Origin of the sequence: Sphingomonas sp. Leaf10 (assembly GCF_001421245.1) — a bacterium.
GTDB lineage: Bacteria > Pseudomonadota > Alphaproteobacteria > Sphingomonadales > Sphingomonadaceae > Sphingomonas.
In genome coordinates this window covers 94,893-109,410 of record NZ_LMKE01000033.1, presented here as the reverse complement: position 1 = coordinate 109,410, position 14,518 = coordinate 94,893, and the positions used below count along the sequence as shown (strand labels likewise).

Sequence of the window (14,518 nt, the reverse complement as noted above, 5' to 3'; positions counted from 1 at the left end):
CCGCGCGGGTACAGGCATGGGCGGTCACCATCGGCGGCGCGTTGCAGCTCGGCTGGGTGATGTTCGCCTGTCGACAGGCCGGCGTGTCGCTCCGCCCGCAGCGCCCGCGCCTGACCCCCGAAGTGCGCGAGATGCTGCGGCTGATCGTCCCCGCCGCGATCGGCGCAGGGGCGATGCAGATCAACCTGCTGATCTCGACCGCCTTGTCGGGGCGGCTGCTCGATCAGGGGTCGATCTCCTACATCTATTATGCCGACCGGCTGAACCAGCTGCCGCTGGGGCTGATCGGCATCGGGCTTGGCACCATCCTGCTTCCGACGATTTCCCGGCAACTGGCGCGCAAGCAAGACGCGGCGGCGATGGATACGCAGAATCGCGGTATCGAACTAGCGCTGCTGCTGACCCTGCCCGCGACCATCGCCTTCCTGACCGTCGCCGAACCGATCCTGCGCGCGCTGTTCCAGCATGGCGCCTTCGGTCCCGAAGATACGCTGCGCAGCGCCCAGTCGCTTGCCGCCTTCTCGCTCGGCCTGCCCGCCTATGTTCTCATCAAGGTGATGACCCCCGGCTTCTATGCGCGCGAAGATACCCGGACGCCGGTGCGGTTCGCGATGTATTCGATCGTCGTCAACATTGTCCTGAACTTAGCCTTCATTCCGACCATCGCCCATATCGGCCCTCCGCTCGCCACCGCGATCGCGGCTTGGATCAACTTCGCGATGCTGTACGTGACGCTCCGGCGGCGCAGCCATTTCGCGTTCGACCGGCAACTGGCCCACCGTCTGCCGCGCTTCGCCATCGCCGCGTTGCTGATGGGAGCGGCGCTGTTCTTCGCCGACCGCGTCGTCGCGCCCTGGACCACCGGCGAAGTGCTGACCCGCATCATCGGCATGGTCGCGCTCGTCGGCGCCGGCTCGCTCGTCTATGGCCTTGCCTGCCTTGCCACCGGAGCGTTCCGGCTGGCCGATCTCCGCGCGCTGCTGCGTCGGCGCGCTGTATAAAGGAAGCCCCATGCGAATCTTTTCCGGTATCCAGACCACCGGCAACCTGCACCTCGGCAATTACCTTGGTGCAATTCGCAACTGGGTAAAGCTTCAGGACTCAATGGGGCCGGAAGACACTTGCCTGTTCTTTCTGGCCGATCTGCATGCGCTGACCGTGGCGATCGATCCGAAAATTCTGGCGTCGAACACGATCGAAATGGCGGCAACCTTGCTGGCCGCCGGCATCGATCCCGACCGGTCGATCCTGTTCAATCAGGCTCGGGTCCCCGCACATGCGCAGCTCGCTTGGATACTCGGTGGTACGGCACGGGTCGGCTGGCTCGGACGGATGACGCAGTGGAAGGACAAGGCCGGCAAGAATCGCGAAGGTGCCAGCGTCGGACTCTTCACTTACCCCGTGCTGCAGGCTGCCGATATCCTCCTCTACCATGCTACTCATGTGCCGGTCGGCGAGGATCAGAAACAGCATCTGGAACTCACCCGCGACATCGCGACCAAATTCAACCTCGATTTCGGGGTCGATCTGTTCACCCTGCCCGAACCTATGATCCCGGAGGATACGCCGCGCATCATGAGTTTGCGCGACGGCACCGCGAAAATGTCCAAGTCCGATCCGTCGGACATGAGCCGCATCAACCTGATCGATTCGGACGAGCAGATCGCGACCAAGTTCCGCAAGGCGAAGACCGACCCCGAACCCCTGCCCTCCGAGGTCGCCGGGCTGGCGGAGCGGCCCGAGGCGCGCAACCTCGTCACCATCTATGCCGCGTTGTCGGGGGAGACGTCGCAGGACGTGCTCGCCAACTTCGGCGGTCAGGGCTTCGGCACGTTCAAGCCTGCGCTCGCCGATCTGGCGGTGGCGACGCTTGGGCCGATCCGCGATCGGCTGGTGGCGTTGCTCGACGATCGGGCGGCGGTCGGCGCGACGCTGGCAAGGGGCGCGGCGAAAGCCGATGCGCTGGCCCGCCCGACCCTGCTCGCCGCCCAACAGGCACTGGGGCTGCAAGTCTGAATATTTGTTTTAGTTAATCGGGTGCCACGGCCAAATATATGTTGTCCGTGGCACCTTCGTCACCTTATGCGTTCGGCAAGGCCCACTACAGGGGAAGCCGTTCGTGACCAGCACCACCGTCGAAACCAAGCCCTTCACCGACCAGAAGCCCGGCACGTCGGGCCTGCGCAAGAAGGTGCGGGTGTTTCAGCAGCCGCACTACGCCGAAAACTTCATCCAGTCGGTCTTCGACGTGGTCGAGGGCAAGGACGGTGCGACGCTGGTGATCGGCGGCGACGGCCGCTACCTGAACCGCGAAGTCATCCAGACCGCGATCCGCATGGCCGCCGCCAACGGCTTCGTCCGTGCGATCGTCGGCCAAGGCGGCATCCTGTCGACCCCCGCCGCCTCCAACGTTATCCGCCAGCGCGGCGCGATCGGCGGTCTCGTCCTGTCGGCCAGCCATAATCCCGGCGGCCCGGACGAAGATTTCGGCATCAAATACAATGTCTCGAACGGCGGCCCCGCGCCCGAAAGCTTCACCGACGCGCTCTATGCCCGCACGCTGGAGATCGACCGCTACGTCATCAGCGACGTGACGGGCATCGACCTCGACACGCTCGGCGAACAGGGCGTCGACGGCCTGACCGTCGAGGTGATCGACTCGGTCGCCGCCTATGCCGACCTGATGGAGACGTTGTTCGACTTCGCTGCGATCCGCGACCTGATCGCCGGTGGCTTCCGCCTGTCGTTCGACGCGATGAGCGCGGTGACCGGTCCCTACGGAACTGAAATCCTCGAACGCCGCCTCGGCGCCGCTGCCGGGACCGTCGTCAACGGCACACCCCTGCCCGATTTCGGCGGCCACCACCCCGACCCGAACCTGGTCCATGCCCACGAACTCCACGAGCGGATGATGTCCGCCGACGCGCCCGATTTCGGCGCGGCCTCGGACGGCGACGGCGACCGCAACCTCATCATCGGTCGCGGGATTTTCGTCACCCCGTCCGACTCGCTGGCGGTACTCGCCGCCAACGCGCACCTCGCACCAGCCTATAAGGACGGCATCGCCGGTATCGCCCGCTCGATGCCGACCTCCGCCGCTGCCGACCGCGTCGCCCAGGCGCTGAACGTGCCGCTCTACGAAACGCCGACCGGCTGGAAATTCTTTGGCAACCTGCTCGACGCCGGCCTCGTCACCATCTGCGGCGAGGAAAGCGCCGGCACCGGCTCCAACCATGTCCGCGAGAAGGACGGGCTATGGGCCGTCCTGCTCTGGCTCAACATCCTCGCCGCGCGTCGTCAGCCGGTTGCCGAGATCATGGCGGACCATTGGTCGCGCTATGGCCGCAATTACTATGCGCGCCACGATTACGAGGGCGTCGAACAGGCCGGTGCCGACGCGCTGATGGCATCGTTGCGCGACCGTCTGGCCACGCTGCCGGGCACCGCCATCGGCGACCTGACCGTCTCGGAGGCTGACGACTTCGCCTATCACGACAGCACCGACGGATCGGTCAGCCGCAAACAGGGCATCCGCATCCTGTTCGCCGACGGATCGCGCATCGTGTTCCGCCTGTCGGGCACCGGCACCCAGGGCGCGACGCTGCGCGTCTATATCGAGCGCTATGAGCCGTCCGAGGGTGATCTGGCGCAAGAAACCGGTGACGCGCTCGCTCCGCTGGTCGCGGCTGCCGAGACGGTCGCTTCGATCAAGCAGCATACCGGCCGCGACGAGCCAGACGTCATCACATAAGAAGAAGAGGGTTCACGCGAAGGCGCGGAGGCGCGGAGGGGGTTGCGTCAAGCGTCTACCTCACCCGCGCCAGCGGCCTCTCGTGTGCGGCTACCGCCAGCGCAAACGTCTCCCAATCGCGAAGAAGGTACCGCAAACACACCTCCTCCGCGCCTCCGCGCCTCCGCGCGAACCATTCTTCTTTCTGAAGCCCGCTCAGCCCTCGAGCGAGCGCAGCAACGTCCTGACCGCGCTGTCGATCTCGCGATCGACCCCGCGCAGTTCCTCGATCCGCCGTACCGCGTGAATCACCGTCGAATGATCGCGATTGCCGAACTTGCGCCCGATCTCGGGCAGCGAGCGGGTCGTCAGCTGCTTGGCCAGATACATCGCCACCTGCCGCGGCCGTGCGATCACTTGCGCCCGCCGTGCCGAGACCAGGTCGAGCTGCTTGACCTCGAAATGCGCCGATACCGCACGCTGGATATCGTCGATCGTCACGCGCCTGGCCGGACCCGCCAGCATCTCGCCCAGCGTCGCATGCGCGAACGCCATGTCGATCGTGTCCCCAGTCAGCGAGGCATAGGCGATCAACCGGTTGAGCGCCCCCTCCAACTCGCGCACGCTCCCACGAATACGGCCCGCGAGCAGGTCGAGGACGTCACCGGGCACGACGATGCCGGGCACCTCGGCCAGCTTAGCGGCAAGGATCGCGTGGCGCAGCTCGGTCTCGGGCAGCTTGATATCGGCCACCAGACCACCGCCCAGCCGCGACAGCAGCCGGGGGTCGATCCCCTCCAGCAGCGCCGGCGACCGATCACAGGCGATCACCACCCGCTTGCCCGCGTCCATGAACGCGTTGATCGTATGGAGGCATTCCTCCTGCGTTGCGTCCTTGCCGGCCACGAACTGCAGGTCGTCGATCATCAACAGGTCGACACCGCGCAGCCGCGCCTTGAACCCGTGCGTGTCGCGTGCCCGCATCGCCGCGACGAATTCGAACATGAACCGCTCGGCCGGCAGGTAGGTCGCGCTGGCCGCCGGATCGGCGTCGAGAAACGCATGGCCGATCGCGTGCATCAAATGGGTTTTGCCAAGACCCGTGCAGCTATGCAGGAACAACGGGCTGAAGCGCGGCACGCCCGGCTCAGCCAGCGCCTTGGCGGCGTTGAACGCGACTCGATTCGATGCCGAAACGACGAACCGGTCGAATCGGTAGCGCGGATCGAACGCAGGCCGCTCGGCCGGTGCCCGCTGCGGCACGGCGGCGGCAAAGGCGGTCGGCGCGGACGCTGGCACGGGCGCTGTTGCCGGCATCGAATCGGGCAGCGCGGCCGGCGGCACGATCCGCGATTGCAGCGCGCTTGCCGTTTCCACCACCACGTCGCGTACCTGCGGCAGTTGCGCACGGAATTCGTGCGTCAATCGTTCGGCATAATGATTGCGGACCCAATCGGTCATGAACGCCGATGGCAGGGTCAGGCGGACGACGCCGTCCTCGTCGGGGGCGACCAGTTCCATCGGCTTCAGCCACCGGTCGAACACGCGCTGTCCGGCGGATGCACGCAGGTTGTGCCGCACGCGGGCCCATGCCGCTGCAACCTCGACCTGTCCATGATCCACCGCCATCGTCACCCGAACACACCCCTCCCGCCCGGAGAATCAGCTTCTCCGCCACGGTTCATCCATCGTTTAAGAGCCCCCCTGACCGCGCCGAAGCGGCGGTCGCACACGAAGATTCGTGCGGGCCCCGACCACCGCGATCGGCGCCGGGAAGTGCTGTTTAGGAACCGTGACGCCGATCGATCAAGTCACGAAACCGAAATAAAGGCAGTTGACAGCCCCCCAGTGGCGGAAACGCGTCGGATTTATTTTTTCGCGTTTTTTGTCAGTATCTTACGCCAGATCAGCCGCCCCCGAACGCTCGAATCCGCGGATTTCCGCGGTTTTCCGGACAGCTTGATTCGAGGGGTTTTGGCGGAACCATTTCAGCGCGGGACGCACCCTCCGCCCGATGCTGCGACACCATGTCCGACCGACGCAAGAAACCCCGCCGGCCGCTGGGCCGACGGGGTCAATCCTGCCCGACGATGTGCGGGCGATCAGGCGATCGCGCCGACTGCCTTCGTCAGGCGCGAGAACTTGCGGCTCGCGGTATTCTTGTGCAGCACGCCCTTGGCGACGCCGCGGGCCAGTTCCGGCTGGACGTTCGCCAGCGCGGTGGTCGCCGCTTCACGGTCACCGGCGACGATCGCCGCTTCGACCTTCTTCACGAAGGTACGGATGCGGCCGACGCGCGCACCATTGATTTCCGCACGACGCGCATTGCGCCGGATACGCTTCTTCGCCTGTGGCGTATTCGCCATGCCGTCCTCGACTCTCGCAAATGATTGGTGCCGATCGGGCAATCCGACCGGAGAAGGTGCGCCCCTTAACCGGTCGGGGCCGGAAGGTCAACTATCGCTGGCACGATCGACACCAGAAGGTGGAGCGTCCACCGTCGACGCGCCGCTCGACCACACCCCCGCACGGGCACGTTTCGCCCTCGCGGCCATAGACCCTGAATTGTTTCGAGAAATAGCCCAGCTCGCCATCGGGCCGGGCATAGTCGCGCAACGTCGATCCCCCCGCCTCGATCGCCGACAGCAGTACCGCACGGGTCGCATCGACCAATGCCGCCAGCCGTTCGCGCGCAATCTGCCCGGCCGGGCGCGTCGGCGAAATGCCCGCGACGTTCAGCGCCTCGCACACATAGATATTGCCGAGTCCCGCGACGATTCGCTGATCGAGCAGCAGGATCTTCACCGGTGCGATCCGCCCCGCGAACCGCCGCTCCAGATGGTCGGCAGTAAAGTCCGGTCCGAGCGGCTCGGGTCCCAGCGCGGCGAAGGGCGGCCAGGTCGCGACCTCGGCGGTCGGCAGCAGATCGACCGATCCGAAGCGGCGCGGGTCGTTCAGCACCACCTGCCGCCCGGTATCGGTCGCCAGCAGCAGATGATCGTGCGCCAGCGGTTCGGCGGGATCGACGCGCCAGCGCCCCGACATGCCGAGGTGGAAGATGAAGGTATCGGCACGATCGGTCTCGATCAGCCCGTATTTGGCGCGGCGCGACAGGCCGGTGACGACGGCTCCGGTCAAACGCTGCCCCAGATCGACCGGCATCGCCCGGCGCAGATCGGCACGATTGGCGACGACCCGCGCCAGCCGTTGCCCGGTCAGCACCGGCGCCAGACCGCGCACGGTCGTCTCGACTTCGGGAAGTTCGGGCATTCGGCGTTCTGATCCATTCTTCGTCGTTCGTGCTGAGTAGGGGCTGAGCTTGTCGAAGACCCGTATCGAAGCACCTGCCTCAAGCGGTCCTTCGATACGCCATTTCGACAGGCTCAATGGCAACTCAGGACGAACGGGACTGGCGGGCTGGGTTATCACCGCACCTTCGTCGACAAACAGCTAGGTTCGGTTTGCCCCCGCCACAAGGCGCGGCTAGGGCAGACGAATGAACGACACGGTATCCTTCGGCTACGAAGATGTGGCCCCCGCCGAAAAGACCAAGCGCGTCGGCGATGTCTTCGCCAGCGTCGCCTCGCGCTACGACCTGATGAACGACGCGATGTCGGGGGGCATGCACCGGTTGTGGAAGGACCGCTTCGTCGCGCGGGTGAAGCCGGGCAAGGGCGAATCGATCCTCGATATGGCCGGGGGCACTGGCGACATCGCGTTCCGCATGGCGAAGCACGGCGCGCACATCACCGTCGCCGACATCAACCCGGCGATGCTGGGCGTCGGCATGGAACGCGCCGAAAAGCGCGGCATCGACGGCCTTGTCTGGTCCGAACAGAATGCCGAGACGCTCGACTTCGCCGATCGCAGCTTCGATGGCTATACGATCGCGTTCGGCATCCGCAACGTGACCGATATCCCGAAGGCGCTGCGCGAAGCGCACCGCGTATTGAAGCGCGGCGGGCGGTTCTTCTGCCTTGAATTCTCGACGAACACCTGGCCCGGCTTCGCCGACGTCTATGACCAATATTCGCACAGGCTGGTGCCCAAGCTCGGCAAGCTGCTGGCGAATGACGAGGACAGCTATCGCTATCTGATCGAATCGATCCGTCGCTTCCCCGACATGCCGACCTTCGAACGCATGATCGCGGACGCGGGCTTCATCCGCACGCGCGTCGAACCGATCATGGGCGGGCTGGTCGCGATCCATAGCGGGTGGAAGATTTGATGCGACACGCATCAAACCCCCGCGCCGGCGGGGGTCCAGGGCAAATAGCCGCATGACCGCCACCCTCACCCATTATTGGCGGATCCTGAAATGGGGGCGCACACTCGCGCGCCACGGCGCCCTGATCGAGCTGGAGCGGAACCCGCGCACCCCGCCGCGCCTGCGTCGAATCGTCCGTCTCGCCCGGTTCGGTGCGCGCGTGCCCGCCACCCCGCGCTATGCCGAGGCGTTCGCCGCGCTGGGCCCGGCCGCGATCAAGCTGGGGCAGACGCTCGCCACCCGCCCCGATCTGGTCGGCGAGGATGTTGCGCAGGACCTGTTGTCGCTGCAGGACGCATTGCCGCCGCTGCCATGGAATGTGGTGCGTCCCGCGATCGAATCGGGCCTTGGCCAGCCGATCGAGCGCCTGTTCCAGTCGATCGAGGAAACCCCGGTCGGTGCCGCATCGATCGCGCAGGTCCATCGCGCCATCACCACCGATGGCCGCCGCGTCGCGGTGAAGGTCCTGCGCCCCGGCGTCGAAGCGCAGTTCTTTGACGCGATCGACACCTATGAATGGGCCGCCGCCCGTATGGAGACGATGGGCGGCGAGCTGAAGCGCCTGCGCCCGCGCCTCGTGATCGAGACGATGAAGCGCTGGACCGCGCGCGAGCTCGACCTGCGCCGCGAAGCCGCCTCCGCCTCCGAACTGGCGCAGGGGATGGAGGCCGAGCCCGACTTCGTCATCCCCGCGATCGACTGGCAGCGCACGACCTCGAAGATCCTGACCACCGAATGGATCGACGGCATCAAGCTGTCGAACCGTCCCGCGCTGATAGAGGCGGGCCATGATCTGCACGCGATGGCGACGCGGCTGGTCCGCGCCTTTCTGCGCCAGGCGATCGCGGAAGGGTTCTTCCACGCCGACATGCATCAGGGCAATTTGTTCGCCCTGCCCGATGGCCGCATCGCCGCGATCGATTTCGGGATCATGGGCCGCATCGACCGTCGCGCCCGCGTGTGGCTGGCCGAGATCCTCTACGGCCTCATCACCGGCGACTATAAGCGCGTCGCCGAAATCCATTTCGAAGCGGGCTATGTCCCCGCCCACCACAATGTCGCCGAATTCGCGACGGCGCTGCGCGCGGTGGGGGAGCCGATGCGCGGGCTGGCGGTCAAGGACATGTCGGTCGGCATGATGCTCGACTCGCTGTTCAACATCACCCGCGATTTCGACATGGAGACGCAGCCGCATCTGCTGCTGCTGCAAAAGACGATGGTGATGGTCGAGGGCGTCGCGACCGGGCTCGATCCCGATATCAACCTGTGGGAGACGGCGGCACCGTTCGTGCGCGGCTGGATCCGCGACGAACTGGGGCCGGAGGCGATGGTCGCCGACCGGATCATCACCGACCTGCGCACCTTTGCCCGGCTGCCCGACCTGATCCGCAATATCGAGGCGCGCTATCCCGCGCCCGGCGGCGCCCCGCCCTCCCCGCCGCTGCCCGAGGTCGCCATCGTCCGCGTCGGCGGCGGCTGGCGCTATGCGCTGGTCGGCATCGCCGGCGGGCTGGTCGGCGCGGCATCGGCGATGCTGCTGGGATGATCCGCGCGCGGCCGCCGGTCTGGCTGTCGTGCTCCAGCCGGTTCGCCACGCTGCGACCCGGCGTGGCGCTCGCCATTGCGCTGCTGGCGCTCGCGCTGCTGGCATCGGCATGGATCCTGCCCGACGACGACGAACCTCGTGGCACGGCGCTGAGCGTCGACGTCTATGCCGCCGTCGTCGAAGGACTGCGCACCGGCGGCGACTATTACGCCGTCACCGCGCAGGAATTGCGCGCCAGCCGCGCGCCGCTCCACCCCTTCCCCGCCATCCGCCTGCCGACGCTGAGCGTGGTGCAGGCGGCGCTGCCCAACCTCGCCTCCGTCCTGTTGCTGATCGCCATCGCCGCCGCGACCGGCTTCGCCTGGACCCGGCGGATCGGCGGCTGGTTCGAACGCGGTCCGCCGCGCATCACCGCGCTGTTCCTGCTGGCGGGCGGCATGGTCGCCTTCGTCCAGCCGTCGCTGGTCGCGTTCCACGAGCTGTGGGCCGGGCTGCTGATCGCATGGTCGCTGCCGATCCGGCGCGAGGATCGCTGGGTCGAGGCGGTCGCACTGGCCCTGTGCGCGATGGTGATCCGCGAGACGGCCGCGCTCTACGCGCTGGCGATGCTGGCGGCGGCACTGGTCGAGGGACGCCGGCGCGAGGCGCTGGGCTGGGTCGCGGCGCTGCTGGTGTTCGTCGCGGTGCTGCTGCTCCATGCCCGGGCCGTCGCGATGATCGCCGGGCCGCTCGACGCGGTATCGGCTGGACGGGTTGGGCTGCACGGCCCCGGCCTGTTCGCGTCGGCGATGGCGCGATCGACCGCGCTCACCATCCTGCCATGGTGGCTGGGCGCGCCGCTGGCGATGCTGGCGCTGCTCGGCTGGGCGGCGGCACCGGGGCCGCTCGGCGGGCGTGCGGCACTGACCTTCGGCAGTTATGCGCTGGCCATCGCGTTGTTCGCACGCACCGACAACTTCTATTGGGCTTTGGCCGCCGCCCCTGCCTATCTGATCGGCATGGCGTTTCTTCCCGACGCGGCACGCGACCTTGCCCGACCTTTGCTCGACAGGCGGCGCGTTCGGGTGCAGAGGATCACCCGATGACACGCATATTGCTGATCGTCGGCGGCGGCATCGCGGCGTACAAGGCGTGCGAGCTGATCCGCCTGCTGCGCGGGCGCGGCCATGGCGTCCGCTGCGTGCTGACCGATGGCGGCGCGCAGTTCGTGACGCCGATGACGCTGGCGGCGCTGAGCGAACAGCCGGTCCATACCAGCCTGTGGGATCTGAAGGACGAGGCCGAGATGGGCCATATCCAGCTCAGCCGGCAGGCCGATCTGGTCGTGGTCGCGCCTGCCACCGCCGACCTGCTCGCCCGCATGGCAGCGGGCATGGCGGACGACCTCGCCACCACGCTGCTGCTCGCCACCGACAAGCCGGTGCTGGCCGTACCCGCGATGAACGTGCGCATGTGGCAACATGCCGCGACCACCGCCAATGTCGCGACCCTGCGGGGGCGGGGCGTCACCGTGCTCGATCCCGACGAAGGCGCGATGGCGTGCGGCGAGTTCGGCCCCGGCCGCCTGCCCGAACCGCCGGCGATCGTCGCCGCGATCGAGGCGATGACCGCGCCCGCGCTCCAGTCGCTGACCGGCCGGCATGTGCTGGTGACCGCCGGCCCGACGCATGAGGCGATCGATCCGGTCCGCTATCTCGCCAACCGATCGTCGGGGAAACAGGGATTCGCCATCGCCGCCGCCTGCGCCGCACGTGGTGCGAAGGTGACGCTGATCGCTGGACCCGTGACACTGCCGACCCCGCCGGGCGTGAACCGCATCGACGTCGAATCGGCACGCGACATGGCCAATGCCGTGGCACAGGCGCTGCCCGCCGATGCCGCCGTCATGGTCGCCGCCGTCGCCGACTGGCAGGTCGAGGCTGCCCCGTCCAAACTGAAAAAGGGCGACGGTCCGCCGACCCTGACCCTGCTGCCCAATCCCGACATCCTCGCGATGCTCGGCCGCTCCCCGCGCCGCCCACGCCTGTTGGTCGGCTTCGCGGCCGAAACCGACGACGTGCTCGCCCATGCGACCGCCAAGCGGACCGCCAAGAATGCCGACTGGATCGTCGCCAACGACGTGTCGGGCGACGTGATGGGCGGCGACCGCAACGCCGTCCACCTCGTCACCGCTGACGGCGTCGAAAGCTGGTCCGACGCCCCAAAGACCGATATCGCGGCCCGACTGGCCGACCGGATTGCCGATGCGCTGCTTTAGTCCCCTGTTGCTTCTCGCCGCCGCCGGTTGCGCCACCACCACCGCGCCGCCGCCGGTGACGTTGGCCGGGGAGAGTTTCGGCCCGACCGCGTCGCGCGACGTCCGCACCCTCGTCCTCGTGCTGCACGGCGATGGCGACGGTGTGGTGCCCGCGGAGTTCAACGCCGCCGCCCAGGCCATTGCCGACGCGGTCCCCGGCGCGCGCGCGGTCGCGCTGCTGCGGCCGGGTTATTCGGACAGCGCCGGCAATGTCTCGCCCGGATCGCGCGGTGGGATCGACGGCGACGCCTATACCGCCGATCGGGTTGCGGCGGTCGCGGATGCCGTGACTGGCTGGCGCGCCCGCTATCCGCAGGCGCGGACCATCCTCGTCGGGCAATCGGGTGGCGCGGCGATGGCGGCGACGCTGATGGGGGTGCGGCCAGGGCTGGTCGACGGGGTCGTGCTGGCGGGATGCCCGTGCATGTTGCCCGAATGGCGCAAATATCGCGCGAAGCAGGGCGCAACCGGCTTCCGCACGGCGGTGAACAGCTTCGATCCGTTGCAGACCGTCGGCGGTATCGCCCCGACGACCCGCGTCACCCTGCTGGTCGGCGCCGATGACAAGGAAACGCCGCTGCGCTTCTCGCGCGGCTATGCCGAGGCGCTGGCACTGCGCGGCATCGCCACCGACTATCGCGTCCTGCCCGGCCGTGGCCATGACCTGTTGCGCGACGGCGACCTGATCGATGCGGTGCGCCGTATGGCCGCCACGCCCCCTCCGACCCCGCAACGTAGTGCGATGGTGACCCCATGATCCCGATCCGCCTGCGCCGCCTGCCCCATGGTCACGGCCTGCCGCTGCCTGCCTATGCCACCGCCGGTGCCGCGGGCATGGACGTCGTCGCCGCCGAGGATATCGACCTTGCCCCCGGCGCGCGCCACGCCGTCGCCACCGGCTTCGCCATCGCCATTCCGGAGGGCTATGAGGTTCAGGTCCGCCCCCGCTCGGGTCTGGCGCTCAAGCACGGCATCACCTGCCTCAACACTCCCGGTACGATCGACAGCGACTATCGCGGTGAAGTGAAGGTGATCCTCGCCAATCTCGGGCAGGAACCGTTCCGCGTCGTCTGCGGCGAACGCATCGCCCAGCTCGTTCCCGCCGCCGTCACCCGCGCCAAAGTGACCGAGGTCGACACGCTCGACGATACCGTGCGCGGCGCCGGCGGATTCGGTTCGACCGGGCGATGATCGCGCTGACCCTGCTGACGCTGGCACAGGCGGTCCCGCCGGTTCCGGTGCCCGATCCGGCTCCGGCCGCCCGCTCGCCGATCGACTGGGCGGCGCTGCCGCCGCTCCCGTATCGCCGTACGCCGCAACCGACTGCGGCGATGGTCGCGTTCGTATCGGCGGAGGCCCGCCGCAACGAATGTCCGCGCCCGATCCCCGTCGACGGGCACACCCGGTTGCAGGTCGATGTCGCGGTACTGATCGGGGAGGATCATCTGGTCCGCGCCACCATCCCCCGCGCCATCGGCTGTCCGACCATCGAACAATATGGCGCCGGACTGGTCGTCAGCTTCGCACGGGGCAACCTGCTGCCGCATTTCGTCAGCGAAGGCGGCTGGTACCGCGCTTCGTTGCAGTTCGACTGGACCGAATGACCTTTTCCGACGCCGAACTCGATCGCTACGCCCGCCACCTCGTCCTGCGCGAGGTCGGCGGCGCGGGACAGGCGGCGCTGAAGGCGGCGCGTGTCGTCGTGATCGGGGCGGGTGGCATCGGGTCGCCGGCGCTGCAATATCTTGCGGCGGCCGGGGTCGGCACGCTGGCCGTGATCGACGACGACACGGTCGATGCCAGCAACCTGCAACGTCAGACGCTGTTCGGCGATGCCGATATCAGTACGGCCAAGGTGACCGCCGCTGCACAAGCGCTCGCCCGGATCAACCCGCATGTGACCGTCGAACCGGTCGCCCAGCGCATCGACGCCAACAATGCCGCCGCGTTGCTGGCCGGGGCTAACGTGGTGCTCGATGGCTGCGACAATTTCGCCACCCGCCTGACCGTCGCCGACGCCGCACTGGCGGCACGCATCCCGCTGGTGTCGGCGGCGGTCGGTCAGTTCGAGGGGCAGTTGGGGGTGTTCCGCGGCTGGGAACCCCATCTGCCCTGCTATCGCTGCTTCGTCGGCAACGATCCCGCCCGCGCCGATGCCAGTTGCGCCGATCAGGGCGTGCTCGGCGCACTGACCGGGGTCATGGGCAGCCTCGCCGCGCTGGAGACGCTGCGCGCGATCGTGGGTTTCGGCGACGATCCGGCGGGCAGGCTGCTGGTCGCCGACCTGCTCGCCTTCCGCTTCCGTACCCTGTCGCTGCCGAAGGATCCGGGGTGCCGATGCGCGGGCTGACGATCGTCGTCACCGCCCCCGACTCCGACCGGTTTCGCGCCGCGCTGACCATGGCCTGTGCCGCCGCCGCACTTGGCGGGCGGGCGCGCGTCTATCTGCATGAGCGCGCGGTCGGGTTGCTCGCCATGACCGCCGCAGCACCGCCGGGCTTGCCCGACCTGACCGAACTGCGTGCCATTGCCGATGAGAGTGGCGTCGAACTGATCGCCTGCCAGACCGGACTCGCCCTCACCGGCCTGGCTGCCGACAGCGAAAGGGTCGCGGCAGGCGGATGGATCGACCTGCTCGCGACTCTTGCCGACGACCGGCTGGTCACCCTGTAGAAACAG

General features: G+C 67.8%; 15 protein-coding genes. 12 read left to right on the top strand and 3 right to left on the bottom strand.

All coding sequences use genetic code 11. The features are described 5' to 3' along the window. The 3 genes from murJ to ASE59_RS17200 all read left to right on the top strand — a co-directional run. The coding region (murJ, locus tag ASE59_RS20795; protein WP_235515826.1) for a murein biosynthesis integral membrane protein MurJ at positions 1-1,001 on the top strand (1,001 nt) is incomplete at its 5' end. 10 nt (positions 1,002-1,011) lie between these two features. Further along, positions 1,012-2,016 carry a tryptophan--tRNA ligase gene (gene trpS, locus ASE59_RS17205; protein WP_056459227.1) on the top strand — a complete coding sequence of 335 codons (1,005 nt, stop codon included), beginning with the start codon at positions 1,012-1,014 and terminating at the stop codon, positions 2,014-2,016. A gap of 103 nt (positions 2,017-2,119) precedes the next feature. Continuing rightward, positions 2,120-3,751 (top strand): alpha-D-glucose phosphate-specific phosphoglucomutase, encoded by a 1,632-nt coding sequence (locus tag ASE59_RS17200; protein WP_056459225.1) that lies wholly within the window; start codon positions 2,120-2,122, stop codon positions 3,749-3,751. A 195-nt stretch (positions 3,752-3,946) separates the two neighbouring features. Here the strand turns inward: ASE59_RS17200 and dnaA are convergent, their stop codons facing one another. The 3 genes from dnaA to mutM all read right to left on the bottom strand — a co-directional run bounded on the left by dnaA (position 3,947) and on the right by mutM (position 7,000). Continuing rightward, entirely contained in the window at positions 3,947-5,359 is a 1,413-nt protein-coding gene (dnaA, locus tag ASE59_RS17195) for a chromosomal replication initiator protein DnaA (protein ID WP_056459515.1), read from the bottom strand. A 473-nt stretch (positions 5,360-5,832) separates the two neighbouring features. Continuing rightward, on the bottom strand, positions 5,833-6,096 hold the full coding sequence (rpsT, locus tag ASE59_RS17190; RefSeq protein WP_056459222.1) for a 30S ribosomal protein S20: 264 nt from the start codon (positions 6,094-6,096) through the stop codon (positions 5,833-5,835). Between the two features lie 91 nt (positions 6,097-6,187). Then, positions 6,188-7,000 carry a bifunctional DNA-formamidopyrimidine glycosylase/DNA-(apurinic or apyrimidinic site) lyase gene (gene mutM / locus ASE59_RS17185; protein ID WP_056459219.1) on the bottom strand — a complete coding sequence of 271 codons (813 nt, stop codon included), beginning with the start codon at positions 6,998-7,000 and terminating at the stop codon, positions 6,188-6,190. A gap of 226 nt (positions 7,001-7,226) precedes the next feature. On the opposite strand from mutM, the gene ASE59_RS17180 reads away from it, so the two are divergent. Genes ASE59_RS17180 through ASE59_RS17140 form a run of 9 tightly spaced genes read left to right on the top strand, consistent with a single transcriptional unit; the run spans position 7,227 to position 14,512 of the window. Then, positions 7,227-7,958 carry a class I SAM-dependent methyltransferase gene (locus ASE59_RS17180; protein WP_056459216.1) on the top strand — a complete coding sequence of 244 codons (732 nt, stop codon included), beginning with the start codon at positions 7,227-7,229 and terminating at the stop codon, positions 7,956-7,958. 52 nt (positions 7,959-8,010) lie between these two features. Continuing rightward, the gene (gene ubiB / locus ASE59_RS17175; protein ID WP_056459213.1) at positions 8,011-9,543 is read left to right on the top strand and encodes a 2-polyprenylphenol 6-hydroxylase; all 1,533 of its coding nucleotides are present in this window, start codon (positions 8,011-8,013) and stop codon (positions 9,541-9,543) included. Then, positions 9,540-10,628 carry a hypothetical protein gene (locus tag ASE59_RS17170; protein ID WP_056459210.1) on the top strand — a complete coding sequence of 363 codons (1,089 nt, stop codon included), beginning with the start codon at positions 9,540-9,542 and terminating at the stop codon, positions 10,626-10,628. Before ubiB ends, ASE59_RS17170 begins: the two co-directional genes overlap by 4 nt. Further along, positions 10,625-11,800 (top strand): bifunctional phosphopantothenoylcysteine decarboxylase/phosphopantothenate--cysteine ligase CoaBC, encoded by a 1,176-nt coding sequence (gene coaBC, locus ASE59_RS17165; RefSeq protein ID WP_056459207.1) that lies wholly within the window; start codon positions 10,625-10,627, stop codon positions 11,798-11,800. Before ASE59_RS17170 ends, coaBC begins: the two co-directional genes overlap by 4 nt. Next, complete coding sequence (locus ASE59_RS17160; RefSeq protein ID WP_156360156.1) at positions 11,787-12,596, top strand: alpha/beta hydrolase family protein; 810 nt, start codon at positions 11,787-11,789, stop codon at positions 12,594-12,596. Before coaBC ends, ASE59_RS17160 begins: the two co-directional genes overlap by 14 nt. After that, positions 12,593-13,030 (top strand): dUTP diphosphatase, encoded by a 438-nt coding sequence (gene dut / locus ASE59_RS17155; protein ID WP_056459200.1) that lies wholly within the window; start codon positions 12,593-12,595, stop codon positions 13,028-13,030. Before ASE59_RS17160 ends, dut begins: the two co-directional genes overlap by 4 nt. Then, entirely contained in the window at positions 13,027-13,443 is a 417-nt protein-coding gene (locus tag ASE59_RS17150; RefSeq protein WP_156360155.1) for a hypothetical protein, read from the top strand. Before dut ends, ASE59_RS17150 begins: the two co-directional genes overlap by 4 nt. Further along, positions 13,440-14,189 carry a HesA/MoeB/ThiF family protein gene (locus ASE59_RS17145; RefSeq protein ID WP_056459197.1) on the top strand — a complete coding sequence of 250 codons (750 nt, stop codon included), beginning with the start codon at positions 13,440-13,442 and terminating at the stop codon, positions 14,187-14,189. Before ASE59_RS17150 ends, ASE59_RS17145 begins: the two co-directional genes overlap by 4 nt. Next, on the top strand, positions 14,177-14,512 hold the full coding sequence (locus tag ASE59_RS17140) for a DsrE family protein (RefSeq protein ID WP_056459194.1): 336 nt from the start codon (positions 14,177-14,179) through the stop codon (positions 14,510-14,512). The genes ASE59_RS17145 and ASE59_RS17140 overlap by 13 nt, the downstream gene beginning before the upstream one ends. Positions 14,513-14,518: the final 6 nt, after the last annotated feature.

Excerpts from the sequence above, each read along its gene's own strand:
- trpS (WP_056459227.1), top strand. The coding sequence starts at position 1,012 with ATGCGAATCTTTTCCGGTATCCAGACCACCGGCAACCTGCACCTCGGC.
- dnaA (WP_056459515.1), bottom strand. The coding sequence starts at position 5,359 with ATGGCGGTGGATCATGGACAGGTCGAGGTTGCAGCGGCATGGGCCCGC.
- rpsT (WP_056459222.1), bottom strand. The coding sequence starts at position 6,096 with ATGGCGAATACGCCACAGGCGAAGAAGCGTATCCGGCGCAATGCGCGT.
- mutM (WP_056459219.1), bottom strand. The coding sequence starts at position 7,000 with ATGCCCGAACTTCCCGAAGTCGAGACGACCGTGCGCGGTCTGGCGCCG.
- ASE59_RS17180 (WP_056459216.1), top strand. The coding sequence starts at position 7,227 with ATGAACGACACGGTATCCTTCGGCTACGAAGATGTGGCCCCCGCCGAA.
- ubiB (WP_056459213.1), top strand. The coding sequence starts at position 8,011 with ATGACCGCCACCCTCACCCATTATTGGCGGATCCTGAAATGGGGGCGC.
- ASE59_RS17170 (WP_056459210.1), top strand. The coding sequence starts at position 9,540 with ATGATCCGCGCGCGGCCGCCGGTCTGGCTGTCGTGCTCCAGCCGGTTC.
- coaBC (WP_056459207.1), top strand. The coding sequence starts at position 10,625 with ATGACACGCATATTGCTGATCGTCGGCGGCGGCATCGCGGCGTACAAG.
- ASE59_RS17160 (WP_156360156.1), top strand. The coding sequence starts at position 11,787 with ATGCGCTGCTTTAGTCCCCTGTTGCTTCTCGCCGCCGCCGGTTGCGCC.
- dut (WP_056459200.1), top strand. The coding sequence starts at position 12,593 with ATGATCCCGATCCGCCTGCGCCGCCTGCCCCATGGTCACGGCCTGCCG.
- ASE59_RS17150 (WP_156360155.1), top strand. The coding sequence starts at position 13,027 with ATGATCGCGCTGACCCTGCTGACGCTGGCACAGGCGGTCCCGCCGGTT.
- ASE59_RS17145 (WP_056459197.1), top strand. The coding sequence starts at position 13,440 with ATGACCTTTTCCGACGCCGAACTCGATCGCTACGCCCGCCACCTCGTC.
- ASE59_RS17140 (WP_056459194.1), top strand. The coding sequence starts at position 14,177 with ATGCGCGGGCTGACGATCGTCGTCACCGCCCCCGACTCCGACCGGTTT.